This window comes from Natronomonas halophila, assembly GCF_013391085.1.
Classification (GTDB): Archaea; Halobacteriota; Halobacteria; order Halobacteriales; family Haloarculaceae; genus Natronomonas; species Natronomonas halophila.
This window is the reverse complement of the sequence record NZ_CP058334.1, coordinates 2,528,524-2,553,711: the sequence shown is the minus strand read 5'-3', so window position 1 is coordinate 2,553,711 and position 25,188 is coordinate 2,528,524. Positions and strand designations below refer to the sequence as shown.

28 protein-coding genes are annotated in these 25,188 nt (G+C 65.3%); 11 read left to right on the top strand and 17 right to left on the bottom strand.

Annotated elements, in window-relative coordinates:
- Positions 1 to 12 precede the first annotated feature (12 nt).
- The 4 genes from HWV23_RS13615 to HWV23_RS13600 all read right to left on the bottom strand — a co-directional run bounded on the left by HWV23_RS13615 (position 13) and on the right by HWV23_RS13600 (position 2,985).
- A complete protein-coding gene (locus tag HWV23_RS13615; RefSeq protein ID WP_178290941.1) occupies positions 13 to 600 on the bottom strand; it encodes a DUF7411 family protein in 588 nt (195 codons plus the stop codon).
- On the bottom strand, positions 601 to 957 hold the full coding sequence (locus HWV23_RS13610; RefSeq protein WP_178290940.1) for a DNA-binding protein: 357 nt from the start codon (positions 955 to 957) through the stop codon (positions 601 to 603). It abuts the gene before it with no gap.
- 497 nt (positions 958 to 1,454) lie between these two features.
- Complete coding sequence (locus HWV23_RS13605; RefSeq protein ID WP_178290939.1) at positions 1,455 to 1,910, bottom strand: 30S ribosomal protein S19e; 456 nt, start codon at positions 1,908 to 1,910, stop codon at positions 1,455 to 1,457.
- A gap of 61 nt (positions 1,911 to 1,971) precedes the next feature.
- Positions 1,972 to 2,985, bottom strand: a complete 1,014-nt coding sequence (locus HWV23_RS13600) for a lysylphosphatidylglycerol synthase transmembrane domain-containing protein (protein ID WP_178290938.1) — start codon at positions 2,983 to 2,985, stop codon at positions 1,972 to 1,974.
- Between the two features lie 73 nt (positions 2,986 to 3,058).
- Here HWV23_RS13600 and thiL point away from each other — a divergent pair, with 73 nt between their 5' ends.
- Complete coding sequence (gene thiL, locus HWV23_RS13595) at positions 3,059 to 3,928, top strand: thiamine-phosphate kinase (RefSeq protein WP_178290937.1); 870 nt, start codon at positions 3,059 to 3,061, stop codon at positions 3,926 to 3,928.
- On the opposite strand, the gene HWV23_RS13590 is transcribed toward thiL, so the two are convergent.
- From HWV23_RS13590 to HWV23_RS13580, 3 genes are all read right to left on the bottom strand, one after another.
- Positions 3,925 to 5,097: a site-2 protease family protein gene (locus HWV23_RS13590; protein WP_178290936.1), complete on the bottom strand. Its 1,173-nt coding sequence runs from the start codon at positions 5,095 to 5,097 to the stop codon at positions 3,925 to 3,927. The genes thiL and HWV23_RS13590 overlap by 4 nt on opposite strands.
- A gap of 90 nt (positions 5,098 to 5,187) precedes the next feature.
- The gene (locus tag HWV23_RS13585; protein WP_178290935.1) at positions 5,188 to 5,424 is read right to left on the bottom strand and encodes a DUF7123 family protein; all 237 of its coding nucleotides are present in this window, start codon (positions 5,422 to 5,424) and stop codon (positions 5,188 to 5,190) included.
- A gap of 275 nt (positions 5,425 to 5,699) precedes the next feature.
- Positions 5,700 to 6,485 (bottom strand): molybdopterin synthase, encoded by a 786-nt coding sequence (locus HWV23_RS13580; protein WP_178290934.1) that lies wholly within the window; start codon positions 6,483 to 6,485, stop codon positions 5,700 to 5,702.
- Between the two features lie 90 nt (positions 6,486 to 6,575).
- Here HWV23_RS13580 and pyrH point away from each other — a divergent pair, with 90 nt between their 5' ends.
- From pyrH to HWV23_RS13565, 3 genes are read left to right on the top strand one after another with little or no spacing between them, the layout of a single operon-like run.
- The gene (gene pyrH, locus HWV23_RS13575) at positions 6,576 to 7,262 is read left to right on the top strand and encodes a UMP kinase (protein ID WP_178290933.1); all 687 of its coding nucleotides are present in this window, start codon (positions 6,576 to 6,578) and stop codon (positions 7,260 to 7,262) included.
- Entirely contained in the window at positions 7,255 to 8,904 is a 1,650-nt protein-coding gene (gene lysS / locus HWV23_RS13570) for a lysine--tRNA ligase (RefSeq protein ID WP_178290932.1), read from the top strand. Before pyrH ends, lysS begins: the two co-directional genes overlap by 8 nt.
- Positions 8,905 to 8,958: 54 nt before the next feature.
- Positions 8,959 to 10,740, top strand: a complete 1,782-nt coding sequence (locus tag HWV23_RS13565) for a site-2 protease family protein (protein ID WP_246282690.1) — start codon at positions 8,959 to 8,961, stop codon at positions 10,738 to 10,740.
- 81 nt (positions 10,741 to 10,821) lie between these two features.
- Here the strand turns inward: HWV23_RS13565 and HWV23_RS13560 are convergent, their stop codons facing one another.
- Both HWV23_RS13560 and HWV23_RS13555 read right to left on the bottom strand, forming a co-directional pair.
- Positions 10,822 to 11,079, bottom strand: coding sequence for a DUF7123 family protein (locus HWV23_RS13560; RefSeq protein ID WP_178290931.1), 258 nt, complete (start codon positions 11,077 to 11,079; stop codon positions 10,822 to 10,824).
- Positions 11,076 to 11,321 carry a DUF8028 family protein gene (locus HWV23_RS13555; protein ID WP_178290930.1) on the bottom strand — a complete coding sequence of 82 codons (246 nt, stop codon included), beginning with the start codon at positions 11,319 to 11,321 and terminating at the stop codon, positions 11,076 to 11,078. The genes HWV23_RS13560 and HWV23_RS13555 overlap by 4 nt, the downstream gene beginning before the upstream one ends.
- Before the next feature lie 268 nt (positions 11,322 to 11,589).
- Here HWV23_RS13555 and HWV23_RS13550 point away from each other — a divergent pair, with 268 nt between their 5' ends.
- From HWV23_RS13550 to HWV23_RS13540, 3 genes are all read left to right on the top strand, one after another.
- On the top strand, positions 11,590 to 13,893 hold the full coding sequence (locus tag HWV23_RS13550) for a heme-binding protein (RefSeq protein ID WP_178290929.1): 2,304 nt from the start codon (positions 11,590 to 11,592) through the stop codon (positions 13,891 to 13,893).
- A 76-nt stretch (positions 13,894 to 13,969) separates the two neighbouring features.
- Positions 13,970 to 14,473 (top strand): DUF8162 family protein, encoded by a 504-nt coding sequence (locus HWV23_RS13545; protein ID WP_178290928.1) that lies wholly within the window; start codon positions 13,970 to 13,972, stop codon positions 14,471 to 14,473.
- A gap of 82 nt (positions 14,474 to 14,555) precedes the next feature.
- Positions 14,556 to 15,998: an amidase gene (locus HWV23_RS13540; protein ID WP_178290927.1), complete on the top strand. Its 1,443-nt coding sequence runs from the start codon at positions 14,556 to 14,558 to the stop codon at positions 15,996 to 15,998.
- Here the strand turns inward: HWV23_RS13540 and HWV23_RS13535 are convergent, their stop codons facing one another.
- From HWV23_RS13535 to HWV23_RS13525, 3 genes are all read right to left on the bottom strand, one after another.
- Entirely contained in the window at positions 15,999 to 16,859 is an 861-nt protein-coding gene (locus tag HWV23_RS13535) for a rhomboid family protein (RefSeq protein ID WP_178290926.1), read from the bottom strand.
- A gap of 81 nt (positions 16,860 to 16,940) precedes the next feature.
- Positions 16,941 to 17,279, bottom strand: coding sequence for a 2Fe-2S iron-sulfur cluster-binding protein (locus tag HWV23_RS13530; RefSeq protein WP_178290925.1), 339 nt, complete (start codon positions 17,277 to 17,279; stop codon positions 16,941 to 16,943).
- Positions 17,280 to 17,350: 71 nt separating this feature from the next.
- A complete protein-coding gene (locus tag HWV23_RS13525) occupies positions 17,351 to 18,133 on the bottom strand; it encodes an FAD-binding protein (RefSeq protein ID WP_178290924.1) in 783 nt (260 codons plus the stop codon).
- Between the two features lie 85 nt (positions 18,134 to 18,218).
- On the opposite strand from HWV23_RS13525, the gene HWV23_RS13520 reads away from it, so the two are divergent.
- Together HWV23_RS13520 and HWV23_RS13515 are read left to right on the top strand one after the other, a co-directional pair.
- The gene (locus HWV23_RS13520) at positions 18,219 to 19,160 is read left to right on the top strand and encodes an ArsA family ATPase (RefSeq protein ID WP_178290923.1); all 942 of its coding nucleotides are present in this window, start codon (positions 18,219 to 18,221) and stop codon (positions 19,158 to 19,160) included.
- Positions 19,161 to 19,198: 38 nt separating this feature from the next.
- On the top strand, positions 19,199 to 19,693 hold the full coding sequence (locus HWV23_RS13515; RefSeq protein WP_178290922.1) for an SRPBCC family protein: 495 nt from the start codon (positions 19,199 to 19,201) through the stop codon (positions 19,691 to 19,693).
- 6 nt (positions 19,694 to 19,699) lie between these two features.
- On the opposite strand, the gene HWV23_RS13510 is transcribed toward HWV23_RS13515, so the two are convergent.
- The 3 genes from HWV23_RS13510 to HWV23_RS13500 all read right to left on the bottom strand — a co-directional run bounded on the left by HWV23_RS13510 (position 19,700) and on the right by HWV23_RS13500 (position 22,604).
- Positions 19,700 to 20,311: a halocyanin domain-containing protein gene (locus HWV23_RS13510; protein ID WP_178290921.1), complete on the bottom strand. Its 612-nt coding sequence runs from the start codon at positions 20,309 to 20,311 to the stop codon at positions 19,700 to 19,702.
- A gap of 463 nt (positions 20,312 to 20,774) precedes the next feature.
- Entirely contained in the window at positions 20,775 to 21,833 is a 1,059-nt protein-coding gene (locus tag HWV23_RS13505) for a M42 family metallopeptidase (protein ID WP_178290920.1), read from the bottom strand.
- A gap of 51 nt (positions 21,834 to 21,884) precedes the next feature.
- The gene (locus HWV23_RS13500; protein WP_178290919.1) at positions 21,885 to 22,604 is read right to left on the bottom strand and encodes an NAD(+)/NADH kinase; all 720 of its coding nucleotides are present in this window, start codon (positions 22,602 to 22,604) and stop codon (positions 21,885 to 21,887) included.
- A 117-nt stretch (positions 22,605 to 22,721) separates the two neighbouring features.
- On the opposite strand from HWV23_RS13500, the gene HWV23_RS13495 reads away from it, so the two are divergent.
- Positions 22,722 to 23,783 carry a polyprenyl synthetase family protein gene (locus tag HWV23_RS13495; RefSeq protein WP_178290918.1) on the top strand — a complete coding sequence of 354 codons (1,062 nt, stop codon included), beginning with the start codon at positions 22,722 to 22,724 and terminating at the stop codon, positions 23,781 to 23,783.
- 70 nt (positions 23,784 to 23,853) lie between these two features.
- Positions 23,854 to 24,291 (top strand): DUF7313 family protein, encoded by a 438-nt coding sequence (locus tag HWV23_RS13490; protein WP_178290917.1) that lies wholly within the window; start codon positions 23,854 to 23,856, stop codon positions 24,289 to 24,291.
- Positions 24,292 to 24,494: 203 nt separating this feature from the next.
- Here HWV23_RS13490 and HWV23_RS13485 read toward each other — a convergent pair whose 3' ends face one another.
- Both HWV23_RS13485 and HWV23_RS13480 read right to left on the bottom strand, forming a co-directional pair.
- On the bottom strand, positions 24,495 to 24,758 hold the full coding sequence (locus HWV23_RS13485) for a DUF7314 family protein (protein ID WP_178290916.1): 264 nt from the start codon (positions 24,756 to 24,758) through the stop codon (positions 24,495 to 24,497).
- A complete protein-coding gene (locus tag HWV23_RS13480) occupies positions 24,751 to 25,137 on the bottom strand; it encodes a DUF7315 family membrane protein (protein ID WP_246282689.1) in 387 nt (128 codons plus the stop codon). The genes HWV23_RS13485 and HWV23_RS13480 overlap by 8 nt, the downstream gene beginning before the upstream one ends.
- Between the last annotated feature and the right edge of the window lie 51 nt (positions 25,138 to 25,188).

The following is a 25,188-nucleotide window of genomic DNA, read 5'->3' as shown; positions in this document are numbered from 1 at the left end:
TGTGCGCCGAACTTACGCCCGGCCGACGACCCGTGTCTGTTCGTGGTCCGGGAAGACCTCGTCGACGACATCCGCGCCCCATCGCTGGCGAATCCGCTCGCGGAGTTCCGTCTCGTAGTCGCCCTTGGGAACCTCCTCGCTGGGTCCCGACTCGACGACGAGATGCGTATCGACGAGTCGGTCGACGGCCCCGCGACCGAAGCCCGAAAGCGGCGCGACGTAATCGACGCCGTGGCGGTCCTCCAGACTCTGTGCGACCGCCCGGGAGACGGTCGGCACCCGGTCGTCACGACGGGTTCCGTCGGCGACGACTTCGTATTCCTCGGCGACGGCCTCAAGCGCGGCCTCGTGGACCTGTTGAATCCCCTGCCGCGGATAGCCGTCATCGCGCATCTGCTCGGCGGCCTCGTCGGCGACGGCCCCGTCCATCTCGATTTCCTCGAAGGAAAACCCGAGCGCGTCGGCGGCTTCGCGGGCGTGTTCCCAGTCCTCGGTGACGCCGAAGTGCGCTGTCACGAGCGTCACGTCGTAGAAGCCGTCGAGTAAGAGGGCCGCAAGCGACGAGTCCTTACCCCCGCTGAACAGCAGTCCGCACTCCATCTATCGGCGTTTGATGTCGAAACTCGTGGACTCGGGTTTCATCTCCTGCAGGAGTTCTTTCATCTTCTCCTCGTCGATTTTGCCCTGTAGGCGGCCGCTCTGGGCCAGTGCCACGATCTGCTGTTCGACCTTCTCGCCGAACTGCGGTTTGGACATCTTCACCGAATTGAGACGCTGGCGGGCCCCGTCGGTCAGCGACTTGCGGAGCATCGCCTTCTTCTGGGCCTCGGCCTGCTGTTGTTGGGCTTCCGCAGCCTCTCGCTGGGCCTCGCCGCCCCCACCGCGCTGTTCTTTGAGCTGTTCCATCTTCTTCTTTCGAAGTTCGTCGAGTTCCTCGTCGGATGGTTCGCCACTCATACCCCTATGTTACTGGTGAACCCGAAAAATCGTTTCGACCGAACTTTTTGCACGGCGCGCGAAGCGCGCCGGCAAAAACTTCGATGAAAAAGACACTGCGGGCCTCCCTACGGTCGGCCCTTGGTCCCGCGCTCACTTCGTTCGGCGCGGCGGAACCGCTCGCGCCTGACGGCGCTCGCGGACATCAACCTCATTTCTGCTGCGGTAGCCTATGCAAGAGATACTCAGAGAGTTCTGATACAAGAATCCAAGACAGTATCCGCCGAGTGGGGCCTTCAAAGAAGGTCCCCGAGGTGGTTCCCGCTGGCGACCGAAGGGAGCCAGCGTAGCGCTGACCGACTAACGCGGCCCGCAGGGCCGCGGCTGGAGGGAGGCGCGCATATTTTCCCCAAGTTTTTGCCCTGGGTCGCGGCTACGCCGCGACCTTATAACGTGGCGGCGAAGCCGCCACGCTGACTGAGCGCACCGAAGGCGCGCGAAGGAGGTGCAAAAAGTGGTTATGCGTACCGCTCGAGTTCCGGCCGGTCGAGCTCCTCGATGAGCTCTTCGGCGGTCTCGTCGAGGAGGGTTCGACCCTCGCCCGTGACTGCGCGGCCCTTGTCCTGAGCCTGCTCGACGTAGCCCGCGTCCTCGAGTTGCTGGAGGATGGTGCGGATGATGTTGCCTGACCCTTCGGTTTTGTGCTCGGGGCGGACACGGTAGCGGTTCGTACCGTTGATGGAGTCGCCGTAGGCGCTGCGGAGGCGCTGGACGCCGACGGGCCCGTCCTCGGCGACCTTACGGAGGAGGCTGGCGCCGCGGGTCGCCCAGAAGTCCTCCTGTTCGGGGGGCAGTTCGCGACCGGCGCCGGTCTTCGTGAATTCGGCCCATTCGGGCGCTTCGAGTTCGTCTTCGAGCTTCTCGGCGACCGCCTCGATGAGGTCCTCGGCGGGCACGTCGTAGAGTGTCGTCATTACGTCCCGATTCCCGTCGATTGGCTTTAACGCTGTTGGTCCATCCTGCCCGTGTGACTCATCAACGGTCGGCCGCCAGCGCGGCGGCGACCCCGCCCCCGATGAGCGTCGGCAGCCAGTAGATGGCACCGCGATGGAGGGCTACTGCCGCGGCCGCGGTTGCCGCGCTGACACCCGCAAGCGGGACGAGCAGGCCGATGAGGGCGGCTTCGACGCCGCCGAGGCCGCCCGGAAGCGGCGTGATACTGGCGATGGCACCGACGGGGACGGCCACGAGGACGGCCACGTACGGGGCGGTAACGCCGATTGCCGAAAGGGCGAACCAGAGCGCAGTGGCCTGAGCGACCCAGCCGAGCGTCGAGAGGCCGATAGCGACCGCCAGCGATTGCCGGTCGCCGGCCACGTCCTCCAGCGACCGGAAGAAGCCGTCCACCCGGTTCTCGATAGCCTGACGCGTCGGTGCCGATAGTCGCGGAACTCGTTTGCCGATGGCTCTGGCGGCGGGCGTCAGCGTCCGTGCGATGCCGGCCTCTACTCGCTTGCGGTTCCGCCAGCCCAGAAACCCGGCGATTGGCATGCCGACCGCCAGCACGACGACAGCGGCGGTGGCCAGTCGGAGTTCGTCGCCGGCCGCGGCCGCGACCGAGTAGTACGTGACCCCGATGAGCGCGAGGCCCGTCGAGGGGACGAAGTTAATCGAATCGGCGCTGGCGATGGCTGCGAGGGCGTTCTCGTAGGCGGTATCTGCCGATTCGGAGATGAGTAGCGCGCTTATCGGTTCGCCGCCGGCCTGCCCGAACGGGGTGACGTTGTTCGAGAAGAGCACCCCAGCGTAGATGGCGACAGCCCGTGGTGCCGAAATCGGCGCATCCAGCGCCGAAAGCACCGTCGCGAGCGCGAGCGCCCACGCGACCAGCCAGACGACGGCGGCACCGAGCACGCCGGCGATACCCGAGCGGTCGGCCATGGCCAGCGTGGTGAGCAGTTCCTCGATGCCGACCAGCCACGCCAGCAACCCGAGCACGACCAGCGCGCCGGCGAACCCAGCGACGGTCGCACGGACGTCGAGACGCATCGTTCGGGGTATCGACTGGCCACCGTTTCAACGCACCGATGCCACTATGCCGCCCGCGGGCGACGGGTCGACCATGGACGAACGGGCGGCGCTCGCGCTCGTCGGCGAGGACGTCGACGCCGCGGGCGACGATTGTGCGGTCGTCGGCGACATCGTCGCCACGACGGATATGCTCCACGAGACGACGGACTTCCCGGACGGAACGACCAGATACACGGCCGGTTGGCGGGCGGTCGGGGCCTCGCTGTCGGACGTGGCGGCGATGGGCGCCGACGCGACCGCAGCGCTGGCCGTCTACGGCGCACCCGAATTTCGGGAAGAGGAGGTTTCCGACTTCCTTCGCGGGTGTACCGACGTCTGCGAGGCGGTCGACGCGGAATACGTCGGTGGCGACCTCGACGGCCACGAGGAGTTCACTGTCGCGACGACGGCCCTCGGGAACGCCGATTCGCCGGTCTATCGCTCCGGTACCGAACCCGGCGATTCGGTCTGTGTGACCGGAACGTTCGGCCGGACCGGGGCCGCACTCCGACTGTTCCGGGCGGACGAAACCGAACGGGCGAACGACCTGTTCCGGTTCGAGCCACGAGTCGCCGCCGGACGAGTGCTCGGCGCTCACGCGACGGCGATGATGGACTCCAGCGACGGCCTCGCGCGCTCGCTCCACCAGTTAGCCGAGGCCAGCAACTGTGGGTTCGCCATCGACGCCGAGGCGGTTCCTATCGATTCCGCCGTCGACGAGGTGGCCCGCGATGCGGCGGACCGACGGGAGCTCGGCGCCCATTTCGGCGAGGACTTCGAGTTGGTCTGTACGCTCCCGGCCGATGCCGTCGAAGACGCGAAAGCCGCCGCTCCCGTCGAGATAACGAAAATCGGGACCGTGACCGAGTCGGGTATCACGATGGACGGCGAGGGCCTCCCCGACCGGGGCTACACCCATTAGATGCCGGTAATCTCGAAGGGGACCGGCGTGAAGCAAAGCACCCCGACGAGGAACGTCAGGATGCCGAGCGCCATCCGCTTTCTGTCGAGCGGTTCGTCGAAGACCGGCGTTGCCGGGCCGACGTAAGCCAACCCGAGCGCGATGAGGCCCCAGAACGCCCAGAGAACGGGAGCGTTGAACCCGACGTTGGCGAAGATATAGAGGTAGCCCGCGAGGCCGAAAAGCACCATCGGGACGAGCGCAGCGATGGTCTCGGAGCGGTCGCCGGCCATCGCCCGGATGATGTGGCCGCCGTCGAGTTGGCCGACCGGCAGGAGGTTGAGGAACGTGATGAAAAAGCCGATCCAGGCGCCGAAGACGACGGGGCTCGTAACGAGGCTCGGGTCGCTGTACTCGAGCGGCTGGCCCGTCGCCCACGCGAGGAACTGCAGGAGGAGCGGATAGCCGATTTCCAGTTGGATGGCGTTTTCGCTGTTCAACACGTCGGGCGGCACCGCGACGGGGTCGAGATGCAGGCCGACGATGGCGACACCGACGGCCGCGATAAGCCCCGCAATCGGGCCGGCGATGCCGATATCGAAAAGCGCCTTCCGGTCGGGGATGCGGCCCTCCATCTTGATGACGGCGCCGAAGGTACCGATGAAGGTCGGCACCGGGATGAAGTACGGCAGACTCGCCTGTACGTCGTGATATCGTGAGAGGACGTAGTGGCCGAGTTCGTGGACGCCGAGGACGCCAAGGACGGCGACGGCGAATGGCCACCCGGCGAGCAGGTCGAGCGGCCCGTTGACGGGTTCGTAATACCAGATGGTGCCCGCATACAGCGTCGTCAGCACCGTCGCGGCGAGCATGGCGATGTTCGTCCACGGGATGCCGTCGACACCGACGTTACGGGGTTCGGCGACCAGCGCCTGTCGCTCGGTGTTGATGGCGACGCCGGTTATCGGGTCCTTTTCGGCGTCGTTGACGACGTCGAGGCGAACCTCGTAGCCGTGTTCGCGGAACAGGGGCCAGAGTTCACGTTCCATGCGACGGTACTCGACGGTCGGCCGACCGTAGTAGACGAGTCGACCGTCCTCCTTGACTTCCACGTCCTCGGTCCGAAACGCCGGCAGGAGCGCTTCCGGGGACGGGCCGTCGTGGTCCGTCTCCGGGTCGCGAATGCTCATCATCGAAACGGAGGGGGTTGTCGGGGATAAATCCCGTGACGCCGGCCAACGAAGAAGGGCGGGGACCTGCGGGCGGCCGGTGTCAGGCCGTTACTCGGGGGCGACGCGCCACGTGGTCGCGGACGTGTAGGACCACTTCTCGATTTCGAGGTCCGTCGCGGAGTCTTTGAGCTTGACCATCAGCGCGCCGATCTCCTTCGGCGAGAGGTCGACATCGTCGGCGATGAACTTGCCCTTGATATATACCTCTCCATCCTCGACACGCTGGCGGAGATAGCGTCGGAGTCGCGTCTCCTTGCTCTCCGTAGATTGCGTCGTTGCGCTCATCTCTGACACCTCACTCCCGCTTACCCCCCAGACCAGTATATAAAGGGTGGAATCTTAGGGTCGATTCGTCTCGATTCGGTGCAAAATCGAATGAAATCGACGTTTTACAAGCAGTTCATATTCCTTTAGAAATTTTATAAGCTAGTTTGGGACTTCCTTACTCTCTTCTAATTTACCGAATTATCTAGGTGGTTTCAGAACGAAAACGCCGCCGATACGGAGTTTTATCGGAAATAATATCCGGTAAAGGACAGGGCCGGCCCGCGCACGCCGAGTCAATCGCGCTGGTGGACCCAGAAGGTTTCCTCCTCGGTGACCTCCTTTTTGAACAGCGGAACCTCGTCTTTGAGGCGGTTGATACCGTCCTCGACCGTTCGGAACGCCTCCTCGCGGTGGCCGGCCAACACGACGACGAAGACGATGTCCTCGCCAGCCTCGATGCGGCCCGTCCGATGGTGAAGGCGGACGTCCAGCACCCCATCTCGGTCCTCCAGTTCCGTCTCGATTGTCCGCATTCGCTCCTCGGCGACACCCTCGTACTTCTCGAATTCGAGGGCCGTCGTTCGGGGGTCGTCCTCGTCGTCTTTCGGACGAACGCGGCCGGTAAACGTGGCGATACCACCGGAGTATTCGGCTTCCGGCGACCGCTTGACCGAGGCGACGAGCGATTCGAGCGTCTCGTAGGGGTCGGTTTCGTGGATGGCATCGACCGTCGCCTCGATGTCGAGGGAGTCCGCATCCGACGTCTCGACGAGTGGGTCCTCGATGTCCCCCTCTCCGTCGACGACCAGCGTCGGGACGCGAGCCTCGACAGCACCGAGCACCGCGGCGTAGTCGTGGTCGGGGGCGAGTCGGTCGAGCGCATCGCCGGGCGACAGGTCATCGCCCGAGGCTCGCCAGCCGTCGTCGAGCGTGTATTCCGTATCGGTGCGGGTGGCTGCAACCCCGCCGTCGGCCGCCGCCTCGCCGATGCGAACCACGCCGAGTCGTCCATCGAGCGCGGGCGCGAGACGCCGGAGCGCTGCCTCGGCGTCCGCCCCGGATACCGCGAAGGCGTACATATCACACCAGTTCGACCGCTGGGGCTTGTAGGTGTCGCCGACGTCCGGTCTTGACAACCCTTAAGACCGAAACAGGGCAACCTGACCCTAATGAGAATAGTCGTTTCTATCGGCGGGAGCGTGCTGGCGCCCGACCTGGAGGCCGACCGGGTCGAAGCCCACGCCGCCGTCATCGACGAACTGGCCGACGACGGCCACGAGGTCGCCGCCGTCGTCGGCGGGGGTGACGTCGCACGGGAGTACATCGGCACCGCCCGGGACCTCGGCGCGACCGAGTACGACCTCGACGCGCTGGGTATCGACGTGACGCGTCTGAACGCCCGGTTGCTCATCACCGCTCTCGAGAGTTCGGCCATCCCCGAACCGGCCGAATCCCACGAGGCCGCCCGCGCATCCCTCCGCCGTGGCGAGGTGTCGGTCATGGGCGGGACCGTCCCCGGCCACACCACCGACGCCGTTTCGGCGCTGCTCGCGGAGATGGTCGGAGCGGACCTGCTGGTCTACGCGACGAGCGTTCCCGGCGTCTTCTCGGCGGACCCGAACGCCGACGAGGACGCGGAGCGCTTCGACCAACTGACCGCGGCCGAACTCGTCGACGTCATTTCCTCCATCGAAACGAGCGCGGGGTCGAACGCGCCGGTCGACCTGCTCGCGACGAAAATCATCGAGCGGTCCGGCATCCGAACCGTTGTGCTCGACGGCAACGAACCCGAACGCGTCGCCGCCGCCGTCGACGGTGACGACTTCGACGGCACCGAGGTCGTCCCGAATGAGTGACAACGACCTCTACGACATCGGCACGGGCAAGCAGCGCGCCTTCTGGGCTGACGCGGTCGCCGACGAGATAGAGGAACGAAACCCCGAGGAACCCATCATCATCAAAGGCGGCGTCTCTCCCTCCGGCGTGCCGCATCTCGGCCACTTCAACGAGATCATGCGCGGCTACTTCGTCGCCGAGGCGCTTCGGGACCGCGGTCACGAGGTCCGGCAGGTATTCACGACCGACGACAAGGACCGTCTGCGAAAGCTTCCGCGGCGACTGGCGGACCTCGAATGGGACGTCGTCGGCCTCGGGGAAGTCGACGCTGGCGCACTCGGCCGCAACCTCGGCAAGCCCTACACTGACATCCCCGACCCCTTCGGCTGCTGTGACTCCTACGGCGCCCACTTCACGGAACTTCTCTCCCGGTCGGCGGATGCCATCGGCGTGCCCATCGACGTCGTCTCGAACACCGACCTCTACGAGAGCGGCGAGTTCGACGACGCGGTGCGGCACGTCCTCGAACACCGCGAAACCGCACGCGACGTCCTCAGCGAGTTTCAGGAGAAGGTCGACGAGGACTACGTCCCCTTCTTCGCCCAGTGCGAGGAATGCGGCAACCTCACCGAGACCATCACCGCGGTTGACCTCGAATCCGAGACGGTCGACTACGTCTGTGAAGACGTCGAGGCCGGCGACGACGTCATCGAGGGCTGTGGCCACGAGGGGACGGCCACCTTCCGCGAGGGGAAGATGCCGTGGCGCTTCGAGTGGCCCGCCCAATGGCAGGTCCTCGGCGTCGACTTCGAGCCGTTCGGCAAGGACCACGCCGAGGGGTCGTGGCCATCCGGCAAGACCGTCGCCCGCGAGGTCTTCGAGTTCGAACCGCCCGTGCCGATGGTCTACGAGTGGTTCACGCTCAACGGCGAGGCCCTCTCGTCGTCGTCGGGTAACATCATCACCGTCGACGAGGTGCTGGAACTGCTCGAACGCCCCGTGCTCCGGTATTTCTTCACCAAGAACCCGAAGAAACAGCGGGACTTCGACGTCGGCTCCCTCGACCGCCTGGTCGACGACTTCGACCGCTTCGAGGCCGTCTACTACGACAACGCCGACGGCGAGGTCACCGAGGACGAACGCGAGCGCGCGGAACGCGCCTACCCGATGGTCGTCGACGAGGTGGCCGACACCCAACCGGTTCGCATCCCCTACACGTTCGCCGCCGTCCTCGGGATGACGGACAACCGCGACCTGCGGGTCCAGATGGCCAAACGCTCCGGTCACATCCCCGAGGGCGCCAGCGAGGCTGAAATCGACGCCGCGCTCGAACGGGTCGGGAAGGCCCGCGCGTGGGCGGTCCGCACCGACAACGAGTTCAACTATCGACTCGCCGAGGACCTCCCGGACGTGGACTTCAACCCCGAACTGGAAGCCGCACTGGACGACCTCGCGGAGTTCATCGAGAGCGACTCCCCGGACGCCGACGCGTTGCAGGGTGAGATTTACGAGACAGCGAAGGACAACGATGTCGAAGTCGGCGACCTCTTCGAGGCCGGCTATCGGCTCTTCCTCGACGAGGAACAGGGCCCGCGACTCGGCCCCTTCCTCGCCCCGATGGACGACGAGTTCGTCGTCGACCGGCTTCGCCGGGACGCGTAATCGACCACCGACGAAAGGTCGGGTTTTTGGCCTTCGGGCCCCGTACCCGTGATAATGAATACGCTGTTGTGGATTGCGGTCGGTATCCTCCTTTATACGTCGGTCGCGATGGCGCTGAACGCCCGCGGGGTGTTACCGCCGTCCTTCCGGGTGTCGGGACCGATACTCACCATCCACACGAAGCGGGGCCGTGCGTTCCTCAACTGGCTCGCGAGCCCGAAACGGTTCTGGCGCGCCTGGGGCAACTTCGGCGTCGGCATGGCCATCGTCATCATGTTCGGGTCGTTCTTCGCCGTTCTCTTTTCGGCCTACAGCGCGGTGACCGACCCGCAAGCGGCGACCATCGCCCGCCCGCAGGACGCCCTGGTCATCCCCGGTGTCAACCAGTTCCTCCCGTGGGCGGCAGCGGTCGATATCCTCATCGGCCTGCTGGTCGGCCTCGTCGTCCACGAGGGCGGCCACGGTCTGCTATGCCGGGTCGAGGACATCGAGATCGACTCGATGGGTATCGCGCTTCTTGCCTTCCTCCCGCTGGGTGCTTTCGTCCAACCCGACGAGGAAAGCCAGGAAGCCGCCGACCGCGGCAGCAAGACGCGGATGTTCGCCGCCGGCGTCACGAACAACTTCCTCGTGACGGCCATCGCCTTCGGCCTGCTCTTCCTGCTTGTCGCCAGTTTCGTCACCGTCGTCCCGGGTGTCGCCGTCGGCGGGACCCTGCCGGGGTCGGCCGCCCAAGATGCGGGCATCGAGCGCGGCGACGTCATCACAGCGGTCAACGGCCAACCAATCGACGGCGAGGACGACTTCGAGGCCGCGCTGGCTGACGCCGACCGCGAGGTGACCGTCGACCGGCGGAGCGACGAGGCGGTCACCGTCCAACGGAACCTCATCGTCACCCGCGCCGTCGTCGACGCGCCACTGGCGGCCGGCGACGACATTCGCGTGGTCGATGGCGAACGGGTACAGACCCGCTCGGAGTTCGAGGCCGCCATCAACGGTTCGGAGGTCGTCGAACTCGAAACCATGTACGGGACGGTCCGCTTCCCCATCGGTACCTACGTCAGCACGGTCCCCGGCGACGACCCCCTCGGGGCCGACGGCGGCGCGCCCGACCAGCCGATGTTGATTCACAGCATCGACGGCGAGCGGACGCCGACCCCCGAGGCGCTGACGGCGGTGCTGGAGGAGACCGAACCCGGCCAGACCGTCGAAGTCGTCGCCTATCACAACGAGAACCCGGACGGCGCCGACCCCTGGAACGGCACCCGTCACACCTATCAGGTCACGCTCGACGAGAACCCGCGGGGTGACTACGGCTTCCTCGGCGTCGGCGGGATTCAGGGCGGGACGAGCGGCGTCGCCATCAACGACTTCGGCATCGACACCTACCCCGCCGACCAGTACCACTCGTTCCTCGGCGGCGCCGGATTGGGCGAGAACCCGATTAATACCTTCATCACGCGGATGTTCGTCATCCTCGTATTGCCCTTCGCCAGCGTCGTCGACCCGAGTCTCGGCTACAACTTCGCCGGGTTCAACGGCGCTATCACGAACTTCTATGCCGTCTCCGGGCCGCTGAGCGCGGGTCTCGTCTTCGGCCTCGTCAACGCCCTCTTCTGGACCGGCTGGGTCAATATCAACCTCGGCATCTTCAACTGTATTCCCTCGTATCCGCTTGACGGCGGCCACATCCTCCGGTCATGTGTCGAGGCGGTGTTAGCACGGCTGCCCGGCGAGGCAACGCCAACGACCGCGACCGTCATCACAACCGCCATCAGCGCGTTGATGATACTCAGCCTGCTCGGCCTGCTGTTCGTGCCACAACTGCTCTCCTGATGGGTCTGCGGCTAACTGGTGTTTAAAAGGCGGAGGGTGGAGGGGAATCCGCGGGGACCGGGTGAGAGCCCGGAGTCGGTTTTAACAGGTCGCGATGCGCCAGGTGGTCGCCGACGTGTAGGACCACTTCTCGATTTCCAGCCCGGGGACGCTTCCCTGAAGCTGGGAGAGGAGGGCGCCGATTTCCTTCGGCGAGAGGTCCACGTCCTCGGCGATGAACTTGCCCTTGACGTAGAGGTCGCTGTCGGCTCTCTCGGCTTCCGCGCGGAGGTACTCGGCGAGGCGTTCGGCTTTCCGGGATCGATACGGGGACTCGACGGTGGAGGTGTTCGTGCTCATGCGTTGGGGGTGTAACTGTGTCCGACGATTGCACACGCCGCGTTGACGGCGAGAGCGGTTCCGACGGCATTCATGCCAATCGCGCCGGAGAACAGCGCGGTGACGATGACGAGCGGCAGTAGCGCGGCGGACCAGAAGGCCATCGCGCGGACGCCGGTGGCGACTCTGTCGGCACAAGCTGCGGCCAGCCGATGGAGCTCGGCGGTCGCGGGGGACGATTGGGGTGGCGTTGCACTTGACATATGGGCTCTCCTCGCTTCTCTCTGGGACCGCCATTACCATATAAAGACCAGAGCCTTACGCTCAATTCGTCTCGGTTCGAGGGACTGAGAGACCTTTCAGCGTCTTTTTCGAATCTTAGAGACTTTTTGAGAATCCGTTAGAAGTTTTATAAGCCGATTTAACGCGTTATTCGCTGATTTTTGGGAGAGACAGGAGTACGACTGGGAGGACGGAGCCTGTGCCGAGTAACTCAAAAACACCATTATCCGCGGGTTCCAAACACGGGCCATGGTACGACGCCGACCGCCGGGTACCGAGGAGGGGTGGTACGCCCTTCACGATCTCCGGCGCATCGACTGGGAGGCGTGGCGGAACGCGCCACAGGCTACGAGACAGCGGGCCATCGAGGAAGGCATCGAGTTCCTGCAGGCCCACGAGGCCCTCGAAGACAGCGAGGAAGGGGGGAGTTCGGTCTTCTCTATCGTCGGCCACAAGGCCGACCTCATGGTCCTGCATCTCCGCCCGACGCTCGAACACCTCGACCGCATCGAGCGCCGGTTCGAATCGACCGCGCTCGCGGAGTTCACCGAACGGACCTCCTCGTACGTCTCGGTGACCGAGGTTTCGGGCTACATGCACGAGGACCTCACCGACGGCCTCGACGATATCGAGGACGAGGGGATGCGCAACTACATGAAACAGCGCATTTACCCCGAGATTCCCGACGGGAACCACGTCTGCTTCTACCCGATGGACAAGCGCCGCGGGCCCGAACACAACTGGTACGACCTCCCCTTCGAGGAGCGTGCGGAGTACATGTCGGCCCACGGTGACATCGGCCGCGAGTACGCCGGCAAGGTCACCCAGATAATCACCGGCAGCGTCGGCCTCGACGACCACGAGTGGGGCGTCACGCTCTTTGCCGACGACCCGACCGATATCAAACATCTCCTCTACGAGATGCGGTTCGACCCCTCGACCTCGAAGTTCGCGGAGTTCGGTCACTTCTACGTCGGCCGGCAGTTCCCGCCGACGGACCTGGAGGCTTTCTTCGACGGCGAGGCGGTCCCCACAGACGAGGACCTCGAAGGCGACACCCTCGATATCGCCGCCGAGGGTCGTCCCCACGCCGGCGAGGACCACGCGTCCCACGGCCGCGAGGAAGCGGATTCCGGCCACGGGGAAGGCGACTCCGGTGGCGGCGGCCGACCCTCGCCCGGTGACGCGCCGCATGAGGAAATCGACGCCAGCACCTTCACGCGGAAGGTCGGCACCTACGGCATCGACGTCGCCGCCACCGATGCCGGCTACGGCCTGCTGTTCGAATCCGACGCCGACGAGGCGACCCTCGACGAGGAAGTCGAGGAGTTGAGCGGGAACTTCGACCACTACGATACGCATGTGAAAACGGTCGTCGAGACCGACGACGACTCCGTGGCCGTCATCTCCTTGTGGGCCAACGAACGCGCCGCCAACACCGCCTCCGGCTTCCTGTCGGACCTGCCGGGCGTCGGCGACGGCGTCGGCGCCGACCTCTCGGCGGCCGCGGAGGCCGAAACGGCGGCCGAAGAAGGCTCGGAAGCCGACTCCGAGGAATCCCACGGTGGGCCGCCGACCGGCGGCGAACCGCCACACGAGGGAATCGACACCGAGGACTTCGCGCGCCGCGTCCACCGCTTCGGTATCGACCTCGACGAACACCCAACGGCAGGCTACGCGCTGATGTTCCGGTCGACGACGGCCGCCGAGGACCTCGTCGAGGAGGTCGACGGCCTTCGGGAGAACTTCGACCATTACGACACCCACGTCCTGACGACCGTCCGCGCGGACGCGGGCGATACCGCCGTCGTCTCGCTGTGGGCCAACGAACGCGCCGCTAACACCGCCTCCGGCTTCCTTTCGGACCTCTCGGGGGCCGGTCCGGGCGTCGGCACGAGTCTCGAAACCGAAGACGGGGACGACGCAAGCGGTGACGACGCCGCGTCCCACGGCACCGACGAGGACGACGATATCCGCGGCGAACTCGACGACCTCGACATCTACGCCGGCCAACCGCACGGCGAGGACGTCTACGCGATGGTCCTCTACTCGGAGGCCGACCCCGAGGACCTCCGCGCGGAACTGTCCGACCTCCGCGAGCGGTTCGACCACTACGATACGCACGTTAAATCCGCAGTGTACGCGGACGAGCACGCTGGAGACCGCTCCGCCATCGTCTCCATCTGGGAGACTCAGGAGGCCGCCGAGAAGGCCGGCAGTTTCCTGTCGGAGTTGCCGGAAATCGTCGCCCGCGCGGGCGAGGAAGAATCCGGGTTCGGCACGATGGGTATGTTCTACACCGTCAAACCTGAGCATCGCGAGGACTTCGTCGACACCTTCGAGGAGGTCGGCGAGGCCCTCGGAGAGCTGGACGGTCACCTCGACACCCGCCTCATGGTCAACCAGAACGACGAGAACGACATGTTCATCGCCAGCCAGTGGGAGGACAAGGAGGCAGCCATGGAGTTCTTCCGCTCCGAGGCGTTCCGCGATACCGTCCAGTGGGGCCGCGACGTGCTGGCCGACCGACCGCGACACGTCTTCCTCGCCTAAGCCACGTCTCTTTTTTCCTCGGTTGGAGCCACTGAGACAGCATAAAGCCCTTATCAGTTGCCTGCGCCACCCGTGTATGGCCCTCCAGCCACTCTCGATTCTCCACACCGGCGTGTTCTTCGCTGTCGCCGCCGGCCTGTACGGATGGTTCATCGGAATCCTCTGGTCACCGTTCCTCTTCGCCGAGCGGTTTCGGCGACTCCTCGAAACGGTGCCACCGTCCGATTGGCTTCCGAACTACGCCCTCTGGATTCCGCTTCCGGCAGCCGTCTGGGGGTTCTTTTTCGGAAGCGGTCTCTCGTTGAGCCGTGACGTCTTCTCCCCGGGAGACGCGTCGGAACTCTACGCTGCAGGCATCGACGGCATCGTCATCGCGACGGCCGTCTCGCTAGTCCTGTGGCCGCTTTTGCTCCTGTACGTGCTCCCGAAGAAGGGATTCGACTGGGACCCACGCGGCTACTCGCCGTCGACCGTACTGCTCGTCGTCGCCAGTCTCGCCTGGTATCTCGTCCTCCTCGTCGGACCCGCGTACGTCTTCACCGTCCTCGCGGGGTTCGGAGACGTGATGTCGGGCCCCTGACGGAAGCGAGTCGGGTATCGAACACCGGCACCATCCGACGACTGCACAACGTTTAGTTCGGCCCCGTCTGTGTGTTGTTCCCATGAGTCTCCATTACGAGTCCGCAGTGGACCTCGCGGCAGGGGTACGGGACGGCGAATACGACCCGGTCGAAATCGTCGACACCTTCATCGACCGTATCGAGGAACGCAACGAAATCACGAACTCGTTCGTGACGATACTGGACGACGAAGCACGCGAACGCGCACGCGAGGTGCGCGAGCAGGTCGAAAACGGCGAGGCCGACGACCTGCCGCTTGCGGGCGTGCCGCTGGCGATGAAGGACCTCTCGGAATCGAAAGCCGGCGTCCGGAACACGAAGGGGCTCAAGCCGCTGTCCGACAACGTCGCCGACACGACGAGTCCGACGATTCAGCGCCTCGAAGCTGCCGGCGCGGTCGTCGTCGGGACGACGAACACGCCCGAACTGGGGCATACGGTCCGGACCGACAACCTGCTGCAGGGCCCGACGGGGACGCCGTTCGACCCCGAATACAACGCCGGCGGTTCCTCGGGCGGGTCGGCGGCGGCGCTGGCCGACGGTCTCGCCGCGCTGGCGACCGGGTCCGACGTCGGCGGCTCGCTCCGCAATCCCGCCTCCTGTTGCGGTATCGTCTCGGTCAAACCCAGCCACGGCCTCGTCCCGCGTGGCAACCGAACCAACGGCTACCGGGGTCACACGCCGGTCGGCGTCCTCGGACCGATGGCCCGCGACATCGAGAGCCTCGCGGTCATGCTCGACGTGGAAGCCGGCAAACACCCCTCGGACCCGTTCAGCGTCCCCAAACAGGACAGTTATGCGGACGCCGTCGCCGAGGCCCCCGACCCCGCGGACCTCGATATCGCCTACTCGCCGGACCTCGATATCTTCGCGGTGGACCCCGACGTCCGGGAAGCACTCGAATCGACACTGGACGACCTCGAACGCGAGGGCGCGACCGTCGACCGTGTCGACCTCGATACCCCGCCGAAAGGCGAGTTGACCCACGCCTACAGCCTCGCCGTGACGACGTTCTTCGCCACGTCGGTCGCCGAAATCAACGACTCGCTGGGGATTGACCTCCTCGAGGACCATGCCGACGGCGTGCCGACCGGACTGCAATCACTCGTCGGAATGGGCCAGAGCAACGACGCCATCGACGTCGCGACGGCCGACTTCCAGCGGACCGACCTCTTCGATGCCATCGACAGCGTCTTCGAGGAGTACGACGCGCTGGCCTGCCCGACGCTGGCGACGCCGCCGCTGACCCACGACGAACCGATGCCGACCGAAATCGACGGCGAACGGACGACCGGCATGCCCACCGACTGGACGATGGCGTGGCCGCTGAACCTGACCGGCCATCCCGTCGTCAACGTGCCCGCCGACCCCGTCGACGGCCTCCCGGTCGGCATGCAGTTGGTCGGCGAAACCTACACCGAAGCCGAGTTGCTGCGCATTGCGGCCGCACTCGAAGACGTCAGTCCGTGGGAGTATCCCGAGTAATCAGGTTTCGTCGAAACCGAAGCCCGTCATCAGTCGGAGCGAGTACGTCGAGATGAAACCGAGGGCGAAGCCGAGCAGGTGCGTATAGAGGTTGACGACGGTGCCGTCGCCGATGGGGTTCGACGGGAAGGCGACGAAGGGGTAGCTGAGAAAGACCACCACCCCGACGGCGCCGAGTTCCGCATAGCCGGGCGTCGTCTCACGGAGTCCCGACGAGAGGCGGCCGACGATATCGACCGAACCGAACAGTCGCTTGGCATAGACGCCACAGATGACAAGCGCCGCGGCGGCGATGAGGACCCCCGCGGCGGTCGCCGAGGTCACGGCGACCGAAATCGTCGCGATGCCGAGGAAGAAGAGTATCGGCGAGTGGTGTCTGTCGACGTCGAGGGCGACCTGCTGTTCGAAATAGCCGAAAAGCGCCAGCGGCAAAAATCCGAAATAGCCCATCACGACGCCGGAAAAGCCGTAGCCGACACGGGGGCGGATGAAAAGCAGGTTCAGTGCCGAAAGGGCGAAGGGCAACGACACCAGCAGCGAGACGAAGACGACGCGGAACAGTTGTCGGCGGCCACTGAGCACACAGAGCAGGTACGTAAGCGGGACGACGAAGCCGTAGCCGAGCAGGTTCGCCAGGAGGTGGGATTGCGTCTGGTGGACGAAATGGGAGGTGAACATCGTCGCCAGCGTCGGCGCCGTATATGCGAGCACGTAGGTCTCCCGGACGCTTGCGGGGAGCGCGAACACCGCGATGAGAACCGTCGGGACCGCGAGGATGAGCGCGGCGTCGAGAAACGACGACCGCGAGAGCAGCACGGACCCGAACGCGCGGTGGGACGCCGGACGCCGTTCGGGTGCCATCGTATCGTGGAGTTCGGTTCGGCCGCAAATGTGTCTATTGCTGGATATGCCGGGAAGATACCGCCGGGAGCGGTCGGGCCGTCAGTCGTCGGCCGCGGCCGCGTCGGAGCCGTCGTGGTCGGCGGGAACGTCGTCCTCGATGCTCGGGGGGTATTTCCCGCGGTCGAGTTGCAGGTCCGAAAGCGGGCGGGCCATACAGGTGAGTGCGTACTCCTCGGCTTCCTCCTCGGTGAGGCCGCGGGCGGCCGGTTGGGCAACGTCACCGGAGACGATTTTCGCCGAACAGGCGAGACACATCCCGACGCGACAGGAGTACTCCTGTGCGATACCCTCCTCGATGCACCGGCTGAGAATCGTCTCCTTGTCGGAGACCGTAATCTCCTCGCCGGTCCCGACGAACTCGACGGTGTAGTCGGTCATGCGTGAGGCCTACGTCCAACCCCGACAAAACTCTTTACCAACCATTCTGGCACCGAGAAAGCGACAGGAGACTACTCGTCGTCGCCGTTGCTCCCCTCTTCCCGTTTCTCGACGACGCTCGGATGCATCGTCGGGTCGTCGGGATGGTAATCCTCAAACGCTTCGGCCATGATTTCCATCGACTCCCGCTCGCGGCGTCGACGTTCCTCCTCGTCGATTTCCTCGACGCCCGGCGGCACCTCGCGGTCCCGCTCGGTGAAGTAGCCCTCCGGAGCGACCCAGTCGTGATAGAACGGGACGTCGGAGTCGTGAACGAGCGTCAGCGCCACGTCCGCGCCGTGGCCCGCACAGATGACGGTCTGGTGTTCCTTGCCGGCGATGCGACCGGCCGCATAGAGCCCGTCAACGTCGGTGCGACCGTCGTCGTCGATCTGGATGTAGGTCTTCGACCCACGCTTGGTGAGACCGACGTCCTCGATATCTTCCAGATAGTCGGAGTCGGACCACGAGGCGACGATGACGTAGTCGGCCACGAGGTCGAACTCGTCGTCGGCCTCGACGCGCAACTGGAAACCCTCCTCGGTCGGCTGGAGGTTCGTGACGAGGCCCTGCTCGAAGAGACAGCCGTTGCGGCCCGCCTGCTCTTCGAGCAAATCGAGGAAGAGCCGCGGGTTGACACCCGCCGGAAAGCCCGGCACGTTCTCGAGATGGCCGTTTCGACGCAGAATCGACTCACCGTGATTGACGACGACGGTATCGAAGCCGGCGCGGGCGGTGAAGGTACCCGCGGTCAGGCCGGCAACGCCACCGCCGACGACGACAACGCGTGGTTCGTCCGTTTCGGAGTCGCTCATATCCGGGCCTTCGCTCGGTCCCCCTACAAAACCCGCCGTTTCGAAACGGGAGACGGTTTAAGCCCGCCCCGCCGTACATCCGACCGTGACGCAGTACGTACTCTACGGCGGCAAGGGCGGCGTCGGCAAGACGACCTGTGCCGCGGCGACCGCACTTAAAAAGGCCCGCGAGGATCATCCCACGCTCGTCATCTCGACCGACCCCGCCCACTCCCTTTCGGACGTCTTCGACCAGTCTGTCGGGTCCGAACCGACCCACGTTCGCGATGACCTCGATTTGTGGGCCGTCGAAGTCGACCCCGAAGAGCGCATCGGCCAGTACCGCGGGCAGGTCAGCGCCGCGCTCGACGAACTCGACGACCTCGGTATCTCGCTGGACGAAGGCGACCTCGACGACGTCATCGAGGCCGGCGTCGCCCCCGGTACCGACGAGGCCGCCGCCATGGACCTCTTCGTCGACTACATGGACGACCCCCGCTACGAGTACATCGTCTTCGACACCGCGCCGACCGGCCACACCCTCCGCCTGCTCAAACTCCCCGACGTGATGAGTTCAGCGATGGGCAAACTCATGTCCGTCAAATCGCAGGTTTCCACGCTCGCCGACTCCGTTCGCACCTTCTTCGGCAACGAGGAAGACGACGAGGCGGACGAATCCGACCACGACGTCGACGTGGATCTCCAGGACCTTCAGGACCGCATGGACCGCGTGGCCGACGCCCTCCGGGACCCCGAACGAACCGAGTTCCGGCCCGTCCTCATTCCCGAGACGATGGCCATCCTCGAAACCGAGCGCCTGCTCGCGGAACTCGACGCCTACGACATCCCCGCCGACCGCGCCGTCGTCAACAAGGTCATCGAGGACCCGACCCCGGACTGTGACCTCTGTCAGTCCCGCTATTCGAGCCAGCAGAAACGCATCGAGGAGGCCCGCGAGAAGTTCGATATGCCGCTGACGCTGCTGCCCTTGCTGCACGGCGAGGTCCACGGTCTGGAGGCCGTCGAGACCATCGCCGACCGTCTCTGAGCCGAAGGCTTAGGGGCCTTACGCCCAACTGGTCGTTCGTGGATACCGTCGAGGTTACGACCGTCGTCTATCTCCCGCCCGAAGAGGTCTACGAGTTCCTCCTGGATTTCCCGGGCTACGCGCGCTATTCCGAACACCTGACCGACGTTCGACAGCACGGCGACGGCGACCCCGGCACCGAATACGAACTGGATTTCGCGTGGTGGAAACTCGACTACACGGCCCGGTCGCGAGTGACCGACGTCGACCGACCCCACCGAATCGACTGGCGTATCATCAAGGACATCGACGCCGTCGGCCAGTGGCTCGTCGAACCCGGCGATGAAGGGACGGAAGTCACGCTCCGCGTCGAATACCACCCCGACTCCGCGGACGACAACGCGCTTTCCCTCCCCAGATTCGTCTCGCTGGACTGGGTCATCGAGAAAGTCAAGCCGAAAGTCCAAGCGGAAGCCGAACGCGTCGTGCGACGCATCGTCCACGACCTCGAAGGGGAACGACGGGACGTAACGATAGAAATCGAGACAGCCTGAACGGCGCTACTGTGTCTCGTAGTCGCCGCCGTACTTCATGAAGAAGTAGCCGAGTCCGAGCGTCGTCACCATCGCGATGAACGTCGCCATCGTCAGCGAATACGCTTGGTCCGGAATCTGGATGGGCGGACCGCCACCGACTTCGACCGTGGAGATGTCCCCGCCGACGGCGATACCGCCTTTCATGCCCTGCCCCTCGTGGGGCGAACAGAAGTAGGTCGTGATGCCGGCGTCCTCCTCGGTGAACTCGTACTGGTAGGTGTAACCCTCCTCACCGACGATATCCGAGTGCTCGAAGCCAGCGGGACCTTCGTTGGTGACCACGTTGTGACTGCCGTTGCCAGTCCACTCCCACGTGACCGTCGTGCCGGGGTCGATCCAGACGGCCGCAGGGTCGAACGCGAGGCCGCCGTCGCCCGCACCGACCGCAATCGTGACTTCCGACTCGCCGCGCAGGTCCGTGTACTCGCCGTCGGTGTATCCGTTGGCGTTGTTCAGATACGCGCCGTAATCCGGCACCTGCTGTTGGGCCGTCGCCGTCCCGGCCGCCGCGCCGGCCGCGGCGGTCCCCGCCGTCGCCGTCAGAAACCCACGGCGACTCATGTCGTTCGTGCTCATACCCATCCCTTGCGACCACCCCGTCGTCAATCCTTCGAACTTTTTGCACGGCGCGCCTGCGGCGCGCCGGCAAAAACTTCGATGAAAAAGACACTTCGGCCCTCCCGATGGTCGGGCCTCGGTCCCGCGCTCCCTACGGTCGCGCGGTGAACCGCTCGGGCGCCTTGGGCGCCCTCGCGGACACCCACCTATTTCTTGCCGAGGTAGCCTGCACTGATACCCTGATTCAGCCTGCTGAGACAGGACTTTGGGTTAGCATCCGCCGAGTGGGGCGTCCGAAGGTCGCCCTCGAGGCGGTTCCCCGGACGTGAGGCCGAAGGCCGAGCGTCCGGTAGCGCCGACTGACTAACGCCGAGCGGAGCGAGGCGGCTGGAAGGAGGCGCGCATATTTTCCCCACGTTTTTGCCGCGGAGCCGTGTCGCGCGCCGCAGCGCGCGCGACCGGCGGAGCGTGCAAAAAGTGGCTAGAGTGTGTAATCGTGCTCGCCGTCCTCGGTCTCGAGGACGCCGACGAGGAGGTCGATAGCAGCATCGACGTCGTCCTCGTGGACGCTCTCGGTCGGCGTGTGGAGATAGCGGGTTGGGAAGGAGATGGCGCCGGCAGGGGTTGCACCGGAGGTGCGCTGGAGGCCGGCAGTGTCGGTACCGCCGGCGGGCAGGACCTCGAACTGGTGGTCGATGTCGCGGTTCTCGGCGACATCGCGGATACGGCGGTGGACCTTGTGGTTCGTGATGACGCTGGAGTCCTTGAGTTTGATACCCGCTCCTTCGCCGATTTCGGTGACGTATTCGCCGCCTTTGAAGCCGGGTACGTCGTTGGCGACGGTGGTGTCGAGACAGACGACGAGGTCCGGGTCGAGGTCAACGCCGAGGGCCTCGGCGCCGCGGACGCCGACCTCCTCCTGTGTGGTCGCGGCGAGGTGAATCGTCACGTCGGGGTCATCGATGCGGCGGGCGGCCTCGATGAGCGCCAGCACCGACACGCGGTTGTCGAGGGATTTGCCGGTGACGAACTCGCCGACGCGGTCGGTCGTCTGGTCGATGGTGACGAGGTCGCCGACCGAGACGCGTTCTTCGACTTCCTCGGCATCGAGGCCGAGGTCGACGTGGACGTCATCGACGTCGGGCTGTTTTTCGCGTTCCTCCTCGGAGAGGGTATGCGGCGGGACCGAGCCGATGAGTCCGGAGAGGTCCTCGTCGTCGGCGTGGATGGTCACGCGCTGGGCGCGCAGGATGCGGGGGTCCCAGCCGCCGAGGGGGTCGAGTTCGATGAAGCCGTCGTCGTCGATATGCCGGACCATGAAGCCGATTTCGTCCATGTGTGCCGGGGCGACGACGTCGTAGTCCGGGTTCTCGCTGCCTTCGATGGTGCCGACGAGGTTGCCCATCGCATCCGAGCGGACGCGGTCGACGTGCGGTTCGAGTTCCTCACGAACGAGTCGTCGAACGCGGTCCTCGTAGCCGGGGACGCCGCGCTCTTCGGTGAGTTCGACGAGCAGGTCGTAGTCGAACTGGGATTCCATATCCGCGCTTCGGCGGGCCGCGAGTTAAACCGTTGCAATTCTTGCAGGCGTTCAGAAGAAGCGAGCGCTCTCGGGGACGACGAACGTTTCGATTGCGCCCGCGTACGCGAGGTCGATGGGTTCGCCCGTCTCGACGAGGCCCTCCGAGCGGCCGTCGGCGAGGAGTTCGACCGGCGTCTCGTCGCGGGTCACCGAGAGGGTTACTTCCTCGGCGGGCAGCACCCAGTGGTCGGCGTCGGTCGCGAAGGGCGCCAGCGGGACGACCGACACCACGTCCGTCTCGGGAGCGACGACCGGCCCGCCCGCCGAGCGGTTGTAGCCGACGCTGCCGGCAGGGGTCGAGGCGACGACGCCGTCGGCCCGAAAGCGGGCGACCGACTCGCCGCCGGACCGGACCGCGAACTCCGAGATACGCGCCGGTTCCGCGGCCGCGAGCGTCACATCGAAGACCGCCCGCGTGTCGGTATCGGGCCCCGACACCGACAACACCGGGTGGCGCTCGGTCGGGTAGTCGCTCCCGACGAGGCGCTCGATAGTTTCGTCGGCCGCGGGCCGGGAGACCGACCGGACGCCCTCACCCGCTTCGATGGGTAGGACGGGGGCGTCCACGCCCGACCGTGCGAGGTCGACGACCGCGGCTTCGCCGGCGGCGACGACGAACGCCACGGATTCGACCTGTTCCGGTGTGGTGACCTGCGGGTCGCCGCCGGCGGCCTCAACCGCCGTCGCGAGCGTTTCGTCCCCGACGACACCAACGCGCTGTCGGCTCATCTGCTCGGAGGAACGGACGGGGGATTCAAAAAGGCCACCGTCGCGTGGCAGCGGTACGGTCGACCACACGGCCGACGCACGGGAGGGTTTTTATTCTGCCACCGCAAGCCACGTCATATGCGCAGCGTACTCGAAGAATGGCGGCCGGCCGTCGATGAGACCATCGAGTCGGTGCTGCCGCGGGAGATCGACGACGCGTATCTCACGGATTTCTTCGGCGACGCCTCACACGCCTACGAACCGACGGCGATTCAGCGCGCGCTGTCGGACCCCATCTGGGACCTGCTCGACCGCGGCGGCAAGCGGTGGCGTGCGGTCCTGTTTTTGCTTCTGGTCGATGCCTTCGGCGAGGAACCCGAAGAACACCTTCAGTACGCCATCATCCCGGAGATCCTCCATAACGGCACCATCATCGTCGACGACGTCGAGGACGGCGCGACCCACCGCCGCGGCGAACCCGCGCTCCATCACACACACGGCACCGACGTCGCGCTCAACGCGGGCAACGCGATGTATTTCCTCCCGCTGAAAATCATCACCCGCAACCCCGGTGACCTGCCGCCGGAGGTCCGTCTCGCCGCCTACGAGATGCTGATGCACGAACTCAACCGGACGCATCTCGGTCAGGGGATGGACATCTGCTGGCACAACGAAAAGGAGGTCCGCATCAACGAGGCCGAATACCTGGAGATGTGTGCCTGCAAGACCGGCTGTCTCGGTCGCATCGTCGCTCGCCTCGCGGCCATCGTCACCGAGAACCTCGACGCGGAGGACGCGGTCGCCGACTACGCCGAGGACATGGCCGTCGCCTTCCAGATTGCCGACGACGTCCTCGACGTCGAGTACGCCATGGAGGAAGGCGGCGAGTTCGGCAAGGGCATCGGCAACGACATCCGCGAGGGCAAGAAGACGCTGATGGTAATCCACGCCGCCGAACACGCCGACCCCGAGGAGGTCGCCCGCCTCGAAGAACTCCTGTGGGCCGAGGAGAACACCGACGAGGAGGTCATGGAAGCCATCGAGATTCTCGAATCCGCCGGCAGTATCGAGTACGCACGGGAGGTGGCCGTCGAACTGGCAGAACAGTCGAAGGCCCACCTCGAAGGCCTCGAACTCGAATCCGGCCCGAAGGCCAAACTGACGACTTTCGCCGATTTCGTCGTCGAGCGCGAAATCTAACGTTCCCGACAGTCGACAGCCAAGCCGGAATTTGGAAACACATTAATGGGCCCCGTACCCACGACCAGATATGGATCCATCGGTGACGCTGTTCGGCCCGGTCGACACGTACGTGGCGCCGTACATTGCGTACGTGATGTTGGCACTCATCGTGCTCAACATAGTCGCCCGCGGCCTCGAATACAACCGCATCGTCGACCAGTCGGAGGACGGTGCCGACGCCGTCGGTCGCCACCCCCTCGCCGTCGCGACGAACTTCCTGCTCGTCGTCGGCGCCTTCTACTACCTCACCGTCGAGCGCCACGCCGGTATGATCGTGACGCTGCTGGTCGTCGGCCTCTTCCTCACTGACTTCTTCGAGTTCGAGGCCCGCAAGGTCGAGGCCCGACAGGGATGGGACATCGAGCGCCCGAAGGGCGCCATCGGTGCCTCGATGGTCGCGCTCGCGTACATCGCCTATCAGGCGCTGTTCTTCCTCATCGAACCCTACTGGAGCGCCATCGTCTAACGCCGGCCCCCTCGGTTCCGGGCCGGTTCCGTTCGTCACCGCTTTTCATGCTGTTTGTCACGCGCAAGCCGATAGCTCGGCCTCTCCTGACACGTTACCCCGATGGACACGCGAGGCGCCACGAGAATTACACTGCCACGAGAAGCGAAATCAGCGAACGGAGGAGAGACGGGAGAGAAACCGAGCGAAAGCCGACCGGAGCGTTATGCGCTTTCCTGCCGGTAGGACTGAACCTGTCGGGCCATCGGGATGAGAATCCAGAAGGTGACGACGCCGAAGATCATGAACCACCACACGACGTCCCGCAACACGAGCAGGAGCTGTGCGTAGGTACCGGGGTCCTGCGGCGGCGGCGCGATGAGCTGTGTCCCCGCGAAGCTCTCGGTCGTCAGCCACGTGGAGATAGCGATCCATATCATCCCGCTGCCGGCGAGGATGCCGAGTCCCTTTGCGAATTCGTCAGCCATTATCGGTTGGTTCGTCGGTGTCGTCTTTAGGTTTTCCCATTCCCTCGGTCCGGAACCGTGTCGAGAAGACGTAGACCACACTTCCCCCGACGATGAGGCCGAGGCCGAGCGCGACGACGGGAAGACTCACCTCGTCGGGACTCGCCGTCGCACGCTGGGTGCCCCGGTCCAGCAGGACGAACCCCGCGAGGATAGCGACGACGGCGATAAGCGTCGAAAAGACAGTAATCGTCTTGTAGAGCCGCAGCGGGACGACGATATCACGGCCGCCCGGAGCATCGGCGTCGGCGGCACCGTCGGCACTCGCATCGGCGGCATCGTCCGCAGCCGACGACTCGGGAGCGGTCGGCTGGTCGGTCGAATCCTCGGATGAGGCCATTACCGGGAAAACAGCGGGCGCGAGCCTAAAAGTGCCGAAAGCGGCGGTCGG

Coding starts and splice junctions, on each gene's coding strand:
- lysS (WP_178290932.1), top strand. CDS start 7,255: ATGAGTGACAACGACCTCTACGACATCGGCACGGGCAAGCAGCGCGCC.
- HWV23_RS13485 (WP_178290916.1), bottom strand. CDS start 24,758: ATGGCTGACGAATTCGCAAAGGGACTCGGCATCCTCGCCGGCAGCGGG.
- HWV23_RS13610 (WP_178290940.1), bottom strand. CDS start 957: ATGAGTGGCGAACCATCCGACGAGGAACTCGACGAACTTCGAAAGAAG.
- HWV23_RS13530 (WP_178290925.1), bottom strand. CDS start 17,279: ATGACCGACTACACCGTCGAGTTCGTCGGGACCGGCGAGGAGATTACG.
- HWV23_RS13580 (WP_178290934.1), bottom strand. CDS start 6,485: ATGTACGCCTTCGCGGTATCCGGGGCGGACGCCGAGGCAGCGCTCCGG.
- pyrH (WP_178290933.1), top strand. CDS start 6,576: ATGAGAATAGTCGTTTCTATCGGCGGGAGCGTGCTGGCGCCCGACCTG.
- HWV23_RS13535 (WP_178290926.1), bottom strand. CDS start 16,859: ATGGCACCCGAACGGCGTCCGGCGTCCCACCGCGCGTTCGGGTCCGTG.
- HWV23_RS13585 (WP_178290935.1), bottom strand. CDS start 5,424: ATGAGCGCAACGACGCAATCTACGGAGAGCAAGGAGACGCGACTCCGA.
- HWV23_RS13545 (WP_178290928.1), top strand. CDS start 13,970: ATGGCCCTCCAGCCACTCTCGATTCTCCACACCGGCGTGTTCTTCGCT.
- HWV23_RS13600 (WP_178290938.1), bottom strand. CDS start 2,985: ATGCGTCTCGACGTCCGTGCGACCGTCGCTGGGTTCGCCGGCGCGCTG.
- HWV23_RS13560 (WP_178290931.1), bottom strand. CDS start 11,079: ATGAGCACGAACACCTCCACCGTCGAGTCCCCGTATCGATCCCGGAAA.
- HWV23_RS13495 (WP_178290918.1), top strand. CDS start 22,722: ATGCGCAGCGTACTCGAAGAATGGCGGCCGGCCGTCGATGAGACCATC.
- HWV23_RS13565 (WP_246282690.1), top strand. CDS start 8,959: ATGAATACGCTGTTGTGGATTGCGGTCGGTATCCTCCTTTATACGTCG.
- HWV23_RS13550 (WP_178290929.1), top strand. CDS start 11,590: ATGGTACGACGCCGACCGCCGGGTACCGAGGAGGGGTGGTACGCCCTT.
- HWV23_RS13490 (WP_178290917.1), top strand. CDS start 23,854: ATGGATCCATCGGTGACGCTGTTCGGCCCGGTCGACACGTACGTGGCG.
- HWV23_RS13590 (WP_178290936.1), bottom strand. CDS start 5,097: ATGAGCATTCGCGACCCGGAGACGGACCACGACGGCCCGTCCCCGGAA.
- HWV23_RS13505 (WP_178290920.1), bottom strand. CDS start 21,833: ATGGAATCCCAGTTCGACTACGACCTGCTCGTCGAACTCACCGAAGAG.
- HWV23_RS13555 (WP_178290930.1), bottom strand. CDS start 11,321: ATGTCAAGTGCAACGCCACCCCAATCGTCCCCCGCGACCGCCGAGCTC.
- thiL (WP_178290937.1), top strand. CDS start 3,059: ATGGACGAACGGGCGGCGCTCGCGCTCGTCGGCGAGGACGTCGACGCC.
- HWV23_RS13540 (WP_178290927.1), top strand. CDS start 14,556: ATGAGTCTCCATTACGAGTCCGCAGTGGACCTCGCGGCAGGGGTACGG.
- HWV23_RS13615 (WP_178290941.1), bottom strand. CDS start 600: ATGGAGTGCGGACTGCTGTTCAGCGGGGGTAAGGACTCGTCGCTTGCG.
- HWV23_RS13500 (WP_178290919.1), bottom strand. CDS start 22,604: ATGAGCCGACAGCGCGTTGGTGTCGTCGGGGACGAAACGCTCGCGACG.
- HWV23_RS13525 (WP_178290924.1), bottom strand. CDS start 18,133: ATGAGCGACTCCGAAACGGACGAACCACGCGTTGTCGTCGTCGGCGGT.
- HWV23_RS13605 (WP_178290939.1), bottom strand. CDS start 1,910: ATGACGACACTCTACGACGTGCCCGCCGAGGACCTCATCGAGGCGGTC.
- HWV23_RS13510 (WP_178290921.1), bottom strand. CDS start 20,311: ATGAGCACGAACGACATGAGTCGCCGTGGGTTTCTGACGGCGACGGCG.
- HWV23_RS13480 (WP_246282689.1), bottom strand. CDS start 25,137: ATGGCCTCATCCGAGGATTCGACCGACCAGCCGACCGCTCCCGAGTCG.